This is a genomic window from Nonomuraea sp. NPDC050328, assembly GCF_044459405.1.
Lineage (GTDB): Bacteria > Actinomycetota > Actinomycetes > Streptosporangiales > Streptosporangiaceae > Nonomuraea.
The window spans coordinates 1-7,349 of sequence record NZ_JBITIW010000022.1; the positions used below are offsets into that span (position 1 = coordinate 1).

The following is a 7,349-nucleotide window of genomic DNA, read 5'->3' on the forward strand; positions in this document are numbered from 1 at the left end:
CCGCCCTTCCCCTCTCGCTGCTGGCCTACCTCGTCTTCTACCAGCTGATCCTGACGACACTCCTCGGCTGAGCGTGCATGGGCAACACGCCGTGAGCTGGAAGGAAGCGGCTCTGACCGCACAGCCGTGGTGCCGCCCACGGCACCGGCGAGACGGGTGGCGACCGCATGCCACCCGTCCTCCGCCGCCGGGCCTGTCAGAGCAGAGGAGCTCTCACTGCTGGACTGTGCGGCGGGAAGCTACAGAGAGCATCGGCGGAGTGGAACGCAGACGCGCCCAGGGGCGGAGCCCCAGCCCCGTTGATGATCAGAATCGATGTCCGGGGACACGTAATCCAATGAAAGTTGGACCGCTGCCGGGCCGCCGGACGCAGCAGTGTGCCACCCGCGACGCGGCCCGCCGCCATCGTGCGGGCCGCGTCGTCGGGTGGCTCGCGGGACCAGGCGATCCCGCAGGTCAGTTCGCGGGGCGGCGCAGGAAGAGCCAGGCCGTCACCGCGCCGGCCAGCACAAGGGCCGCGTTGACCAGGATCGCGGTGCTCACCCCTTCCAGTACCGTGGCGCCGCCGGACATCCCGGCGGTGGCGACCGCGCTCATGATGGGGATGCCCATGGTGATGCCGACCTGCTGGGTCATGGTGGCCAGGCCGGTGGCGAGGCCCTGCTCGCTGTCGGGCAGGCCCGAGGTGGCCGCAACCATGAAGCCGACGATGGCCAGCATGTTGCCGACGCCGCCGACGAAGGTAGCGACCAGGAGCAGCGCGAGGGAGCCGCGGTCGTCGCCGAGCAGGAACAGGGACGCGGTGGCGACGGCCTGGACGGCGAATCCGGCGGTGATCACCGTCCTGACGCTGGTCCTGGCCAGGACTCTGGGCGCTATGACACCGCCGACGACGGTGCCGAGGCCGAGCACGCCGAAGGCCAGACCCGTGGCCAGCGCCGAGTAGCCGAGCACCTTCTGCAGGTAGAGGGTCAGCAGGAAGACCAGGGAGGTCTCAGTGAGGAACGCGATGAGGCCGGCCAGGTTCCCCCAGCTCACGGCGGGGCGCTTGAGAATGGGCAGCGGCACCAGGGGCGCGGCGGCCCGCTTCTCCGCGAACCAGAACGCCACCAGCAGGACCACGGCGACCGCCAGTGACGCGAGGGTCGTCGAGTCGCTCCAGCCGTGTTCGGCGGCGTTGGTGAGGCCGAAGACCAGCGCCAGGAGACCGCCGGTGACGGTCATGGCGCCCGGCAGGTCCATCCGGGGACGGCCGGCGGGCCGGCTCTCGCTGATCACGCGCGGCGCGGCCACGAGGACGGCCACGGCGACGGGAACGTTGACGAGGAACGCCCAGCGCCAGCTCAGCAGGTCGGTCAGCAGACCGCCGAGGATCGCGCCCGTGGTGAAACCCGCCGACATGAGTGCGCCGTTGAGTCCGAGCGCCCGCTGACGCAACGGCCCTTCTGCGAAAGAGGTGGTCAGCAGCGCCAGTCCGGCGGGGGTGACCATGGCGGTCGCGAGCCCTTGGGCGACCCGCGCGACCAGCAACATCTCAGGGTTGATCGCCAGCCCGCCGACCAGCGAGGACACGCCGAGCAGCGCCATTCCCGCGAGGAACAGCCGGCGCCTGCCGAACAGGTCGGCGACGCGGCCGAACAGCAGGGTGAAACCGGCGGCGCACAGGGCGAACGTGGTCGCGATCCACTGCAGGTTGGCCAGCTTGAAGCCCAGCCCTTCGCCGATCACCGGCAGGGCCACGTTCAGGATGGAGAAGTCGATCGCCAGCATGAACTGGGAACCGAGCAGGAGTACAAGGATGAGCTTCTGCCGGCCGGTCATCACCGGTCTGGCGGGAGCCGCTTCCTGGAGCAGGGTCATGGTCAGCCTTCCTCTATTTTTCGGACCTCCTAAACGTCGGGTCTCGGGTGTGGCCGCAACAAGGCTGAAGGCGGGAAGGATCGATCAGCCATGGTTATCGACGGAGCTCAGAGCGTGTCCAGGACCCTTTCGGGCCCGCCGAGACTTCTGGTGAACTCATGGGCGCTCCGCGCGAAAGCCCGAACCTTGGCCGTCCCGCGGGCACTCGGCCACACGAGCGCGTACTCGATGGGCGGGGCGTCCCGGAAGGGGACGAAGGCGAGGCCGGGCTGCATGTAGTAGCGCTCACCGGCAGCGGAGACCGGGCAGACGCCTTTGCCCGCCAGCACGAGTGAGAGCACGTCCTCCCAGTAGAGGATGGCCTGGCCCTGAGGGATCGGCCGGCCCGTGGGCGTCCGGCGCGGGAAGTGATGCTCGCGCCAGTGGTCGGGGACGGCTCCGCCGACGGTCAGCAGGGTCATCTCGGCCAGATCTTCCACGCTGATCGACGCGTGGCGGGCGAAGGAGTGGCCGGCCGGCAGGAGCAGCGCCCGGGGCTGGGAGATCAGGACCGGGCCCACGGTCAGGTCGGGCTCGTCGATGGGCAACTCGGTGACTTGGAGGTCGACGTCGCCGGCGCGCAGCGAGGCGTAGGGGTCGCTGATCTGCACCTGCTGGATGTGCAGTTCGATGCCGGGGTGGCGGGCCGAGAAGCCGTCGGCGGCCTGGAGGATGAGGTTGCTGGTGAACGAACCGGAGAAACCGACGCGCAGCACTCCCGTGATGCCGCGCCCCGCCGCCGTCGCTTTGGCGATCTCCTCCTGAATGCGGCGATGGGCCGGTTCGATGCCGCCCCGCAACTGCTGTCCGATGGCGGTCAGGGCCACCTGGCGGCTGGTGCGGGCGAACAGCTTGACGCCGATGCGGCGCTCCAGCTTGGCGATCGTCTGGCTGACCCGGCTCTGCGACACCCCTGTCCGCTCTGCCGTACGCCCGAAGTGCAACTCCTCGGCCAGCGTCAGGAAGATCTCGATCTCGTGCCGCTCCATGCCCTCCACCTCGAACGATGAGTTCTGCGAATGAATCATGACATATGTCGTTCTTGATGCTGTACGTCCTCTTCGTCACGGTGGGACGGCGAACACCGGCCGAGGAGGCACCATGATCGACAGACGGCTACGCAGGCCGTCGGGGATCCGCTCGCTCCGGCTCGGCGCGTTGCGGATCAGCTACGTACCCGACGGCGTGGTGCAGCTCAGGCCACGTGGCTGGCTGCCCGCGGCCACCGAGCGCGACTGGATGGAGCACGCCGACCATCTCAACGACACCGGCCACCTGGTGGCGGGCATCGGCGGGCTGCTGATCGAGCACGGCAGCCGGGCCCTGCTCATCGACGCGGGGTTCGGACCGCGTGCCGTACCGGAGGACCCCGATCACCCGCTGGTCGGCGCCATTCACGGGGGCGCGCTGCTGGAGAACCTGGACCGGCTCGGGCGCGCGCCCGGCGAGATCCAGACTGTGGCCTTCACCCATCTGCACGCCGACCATCTGGGCTGGGCCTGCGTCGACCCGCCGGTCTTCACCGGCGCCGCCTTCCTGGTGGCCGAGCAGGAATGGGCGCACCGCCACCTCGCCGAGGAGCACGGCGTCACCGGCCTGATGCTCTCCATGCTCGCGCCGCGGCTGCGGCTCGTGCGCGACGCGGAGGAGATCTTCCCTGGTGTGCGGGTACGGCTCGCCCCCGGCCACACCGCGGGGCACGCTGTCTTCGTCATCAGCTCGGGAGGACGGCGGCTGCTGGCGTTCGGCGACGCGCTGCACTCCCCCGTCCAGGTCCGCCACCCCGAGTGGTCGTCGGGCGCCGATCACGACCCCGCCGGGTCGGCCCGCCAGCGCCACTGGCTGCTGGCCGAGCTCCGGCGGCCGGACACCCTCGGGTTCGGCGTGCACTTCGCCGACGTGGTGTTCGGCCGCGTACGCCAGGACGCCGACGGCGCCACCTGGCAACCACTGTGAAGCACAGAAGGAGTCATCTGATGGAATACCGACGCCTGGGCGCGTCCGGCCTCAAGGTCCCCGTACTGAGTTTCGGCGCCGGCACCTTCGCCGGCCGAGGCGAGCTGTTCGGCGAGTGGGGCGACACCGACGTCAGGCAGGCCCGCCGCCTCGTGGACATCTGCCTCGAGGCCGGCGTCACCATGTTCGACAGTGCCGACGTCTATTCGGGCGGCGCGTCGGAAGAGGTCCTGGGAGCGGCCGTCAAGGGCCGTCGCGACGAGGTGCTGCTGTCGACGAAGGCCGGACTGCCGATGGGCGACGGGCGGGGTGACGCCGGGACCTCGCGCACTCGGCTGATCAAGGCGGTCGAGGACGCGCTGCGCCGGCTGGGCACCGATCACATCGACCTGTTCCAGCTGCACGCCTTCGACGCGGGCACGCCGGTCGAGGAGGTGCTGTCCACGCTCGACGACCTCGTACGCTCCGGGAAGCTGCGCTACGTCGGCGTCTCCAACTTCTCCGGCTGGCAGCTCATGAAGTCGCTGGGGGCCGCCGAGCGCCACGGCTATCCGCGTTACGTCGCGCATCAGGTCTACTACTCGCTCGTCGGCCGGGACTACGAGTGGGAGCTGATGCCCCTCGGCCTGGACCAGGGCGTCGGCGCGCTCGTGTGGAGCCCGCTCGGCTGGGGCCGGCTCACCGGCAAGGTCCGCCGTGGCGCGCCGCTGCCCGCCCGCAGCCGCCTGCACCGGACCGCCTCGTACGGCCCGCCGGTGGACGAGGAGCACCTGTTCACCGTGGTCGACGTGCTCGACGAGGTCGCGGAGGAAACCGGCAAGACCGTCCCGCAGGTCGCCCTCAACTGGCTGCTGGACCGGCCCACCGTGGCGTCGGTCATCATCGGCGCCCGTGACGAGGAGCAACTTCGCGACAACCTCGGCGCCATCGGCTGGGCCCTCACCCCGGAACACGTCGCCCGGCTCGACGCGGCGAGCCTCCGGACCGCCCCCTACCCCTACTCCCAGTACCGGCGTCAGGAGGGGTTCGCCCGCCTCGACCCGCCCATCGCCGGCTGAGCGTCGTCGCCCGCCACTGACAGCTGCGGTACGGCAGGCGACCGGTTGTGCCGCCGGGGGGCGGTTCATGGTGAAATCCGCCCGTCCAGCCCCCTGAGTTCCGCGGCCACCGCCCACAAGTGCTCGATCATCGCGACGGCCGCGGGCAGCCGGTGCTGCTGTGCCGGCGTGGCGGTCATGACGGTCCTGGTCAGCGACGGTTCGTCCAGCGGGCGCACCACCAGGTCGGGAGCGGTCGCGGGAAGGGTGAGGAACGGGGCGAGCGCCACCCCCAGCCCGGCGGCGACCAGCCCTCTCACCGTCATCTGGTCGTCGGTCCTGAACGCGACGACCGGCTCGAATCCCGCCTGCCGGCACGCCCGGGGCAGCACGTCGAGCGTGGAGCCCCGGTGCACCCCCTGGATCCACCGTTCCTCGGCCAGGTCGGCCAGCCGGATGCGGGGGCGTCCGGCCAGGCGGTGGTCCGGCGGCAGCGCGATGTGCAGCGGGTCGACGAGCAGCGGGCGCACCTCGACGTTCGCGGGGGCGGTCAGGGGGACGACGGGGAACTCGTACACGAGCGCCAGGTCCAGCTCGTGCGCGGCGACCGCGGCCACGGCCTCGTCGCGCTCGACCTCGATCAGCTCCACCGAGACCGCGGGCCGCTCGCGGAGGAAGGCGCGTACGGCCATGGGCATGAGCGTGGCGTTCGCCGTCGTGAACGATCCGAACCGCAGCCTCCCGCCCGCTCCGGCGCAGATCGCGGCCAGCGTGCTCTCGGCGGCACGCAGCTCGGTCATGATCCGCTCGGTGTGGGTCAGGAGCGCCCGGCCTGCCTCCGTCAGCCGCACGCCCCGGGCATGCCGTTCGAGCAGTCGTGCCCCGGCCTCCCGCTCGAGCACGGAGATCTGCTGCGACAGCGCCGAGGTGGTGTACGACAGCGCGGTAGCGGCGCGGGTGAGCGACCCGTGGCGGGCCACCTCCTGCAGAACGCGGAGTCGGGCTACATCGAGCATACGGAAACGCTAAACCCTCCATTAAGAAGCTGTCGATTGTCCTTAACGGACGGTGCGCTCATGCTGTCGGCATGCGATTCGGAACCCCCTACGCCGAGGTCTACGCCGAGGACGCGTTCGTGCCTGAGAAGGAGTCCCGGCTCAGCGTCCTGGCCAACGCGGTCTCGTACGGCACGGGCACCTTCGAAGGGATCAGGGCCTGCTGGAACCCGAATCACCAGGAGCTCTACCTGCTGGAGGCGCGGGCCCACTACGAGCGGATGGCCCGCTCGGCCCGCATCCTCGGACTGGAGCTGCCGTACGACCCGGACCAGCTGACCCGCCTGACCATCGAGCTGCTACGCCGCAACGACGTGCGCGCCGACGCCTACGTGCGGCCCCTCCTGCTGCAGGCCGGCGAGCAGCTGGCCGTCCGGATGCACGACTGCGGCACGCGCCTGTACCTGGCCGCCACCCCCATGCCGGGCGACTACATCGACCGGGGCGGGGTGCGCTGCATGGTGAGCGCCTGGCGCAGGACCGGCGACGCCGCCGTGCCCAACCGGGCCAAGGTGATCGGCAGCTACGTCGGTCCCGCCCTGGCCAAGACCGAGGCGCTGCGCCACGGCTTCGACGAGGCCATCATGCTGACCGGCGACGGCCACGTCGCCGAGGCCACCACCTCGAACGTGCTGATCAGAACCGGCGAGCGCTGGGCCACCCCCGCCGCGACAGACGACATCCTTCCCGGCATCACCCGCCGGCAGGTCATGCACCTCCTGGGTGAGACCACCGGCGCCCTCGTCGAGGAACGGCGCGTGCATCGCTCGGAGCTCTACTCCTGTGACGAGCTCCTGCTGTGCGGTACGGCGGTGCTCGTCGCCCCGGTCGTCGAGGTGGACGGCCGGCCCGTCGGAGACGGGCACCCAGGCGAGGCGACGCTTGCCGTACAACGCCTGCTGCAGGCGATCAGCCGCCGTGAGAATCCCGACCATTCCGAATGGACCACACCCGTGTACGGAGCCGCCTGATGCTGACCCACCTGAACGCCATCCCGCCCACCCGGATCTGGAAGGACGTCCTGGCCCGCGTGGTCCAGGGCGAGCAGCTCACCCTGGCCGTCGTCGAGCTGCCACCGAACGGCCTGGTCCCCGAGCACCGCCACGTCAACGAGCAGATCGGCCTCTGCCTGCAGGGTACGGTCACCTTCCGCGTGGGCCAGGAGACCCGCGACCTCGGACCCGGCGGTACCTGGCGCATTCTCGCGGACGTTCCTCACGAGGCCCAAGCGGGGCCGGAGGGCGCGGTCGTGGTGGAGGTGTTCGCCCCGGTACGAGACGACTGGGCCGAGCTTGAACAGGCGCCCCCGACCACACCGAGCTGGCCCTCCACACGCTGAAGCCGACCAGGCGGCGGCCGGCTTGGCCGAAAGGCTTCGCAAAGCGCATCCAAAGCACCCCGC

Annotated in this window: 7 protein-coding genes; 4 read left to right on the plus strand and 3 right to left on the minus strand. The window is 70.7% G+C overall.

Features of this window, described 5'->3' with window-relative positions:
- Nucleotides 1-456 precede the first annotated feature (456 nt).
- Nucleotides 457-1,860: an MFS transporter gene (locus tag ACIBG7_RS43475; protein WP_357936750.1), complete on the minus strand. Its 1,404-nt coding sequence runs from the start codon at nt 1,858-1,860 to the stop codon at nt 457-459.
- Between the two features lie 107 nt (nt 1,861-1,967).
- Complete coding sequence (locus ACIBG7_RS43480) at nt 1,968-2,927, minus strand: LysR family transcriptional regulator (protein WP_397340141.1); 960 nt, start codon at nt 2,925-2,927, stop codon at nt 1,968-1,970.
- A 73-nt stretch (nt 2,928-3,000) separates the two neighbouring features.
- Between ACIBG7_RS43480 and ACIBG7_RS43485 the strand changes: the two genes are divergently transcribed.
- On the plus strand, nt 3,001-3,855 hold the full coding sequence (locus tag ACIBG7_RS43485; RefSeq protein ID WP_357936746.1) for an MBL fold metallo-hydrolase: 855 nt from the start codon (nt 3,001-3,003) through the stop codon (nt 3,853-3,855).
- Between the two features lie 20 nt (nt 3,856-3,875).
- Nucleotides 3,876-4,913 carry an aldo/keto reductase gene (locus ACIBG7_RS43490; protein ID WP_357936744.1) on the plus strand — a complete coding sequence of 346 codons (1,038 nt, stop codon included), beginning with the start codon at nt 3,876-3,878 and terminating at the stop codon, nt 4,911-4,913.
- 65 nt (nt 4,914-4,978) lie between these two features.
- Here ACIBG7_RS43490 and ACIBG7_RS43495 read toward each other — a convergent pair whose 3' ends face one another.
- Nucleotides 4,979-5,908: a LysR family transcriptional regulator gene (locus tag ACIBG7_RS43495; RefSeq protein WP_397340142.1), complete on the minus strand. Its 930-nt coding sequence runs from the start codon at nt 5,906-5,908 to the stop codon at nt 4,979-4,981.
- Between the two features lie 71 nt (nt 5,909-5,979).
- Between ACIBG7_RS43495 and ilvE the strand changes: the two genes are divergently transcribed.
- Together ilvE and ACIBG7_RS43505 are read left to right on the plus strand one after the other, a co-directional pair.
- The gene (gene ilvE / locus ACIBG7_RS43500; protein WP_357936740.1) at nt 5,980-6,918 is read left to right on the plus strand and encodes a branched-chain-amino-acid transaminase; all 939 of its coding nucleotides are present in this window, start codon (nt 5,980-5,982) and stop codon (nt 6,916-6,918) included.
- Nucleotides 6,918-7,286, plus strand: coding sequence for a cupin domain-containing protein (locus ACIBG7_RS43505; protein WP_397340143.1), 369 nt, complete (start codon nt 6,918-6,920; stop codon nt 7,284-7,286). Before ilvE ends, ACIBG7_RS43505 begins: the two co-directional genes overlap by 1 nt.
- The last annotated feature ends 63 nt before the right edge of the window (nt 7,287-7,349 follow it).

Bases quoted from the DNA above. Each gene is read 5' to 3' on its own strand.
- ACIBG7_RS43475 (WP_357936750.1), bottom strand. From the start codon at position 1,860: ATGACCCTGCTCCAGGAAGCGGCTCCCGCCAGACCGGTGATGACCGGC.
- ACIBG7_RS43480 (WP_397340141.1), bottom strand. From the start codon at position 2,927: ATGATTCATTCGCAGAACTCATCGTTCGAGGTGGAGGGCATGGAGCGG.
- ACIBG7_RS43485 (WP_357936746.1), top strand. From the start codon at position 3,001: ATGATCGACAGACGGCTACGCAGGCCGTCGGGGATCCGCTCGCTCCGG.
- ACIBG7_RS43490 (WP_357936744.1), top strand. From the start codon at position 3,876: ATGGAATACCGACGCCTGGGCGCGTCCGGCCTCAAGGTCCCCGTACTG.
- ACIBG7_RS43495 (WP_397340142.1), bottom strand. From the start codon at position 5,908: ATGCTCGATGTAGCCCGACTCCGCGTTCTGCAGGAGGTGGCCCGCCAC.
- ilvE (WP_357936740.1), top strand. From the start codon at position 5,980: ATGCGATTCGGAACCCCCTACGCCGAGGTCTACGCCGAGGACGCGTTC.
- ACIBG7_RS43505 (WP_397340143.1), top strand. From the start codon at position 6,918: ATGCTGACCCACCTGAACGCCATCCCGCCCACCCGGATCTGGAAGGAC.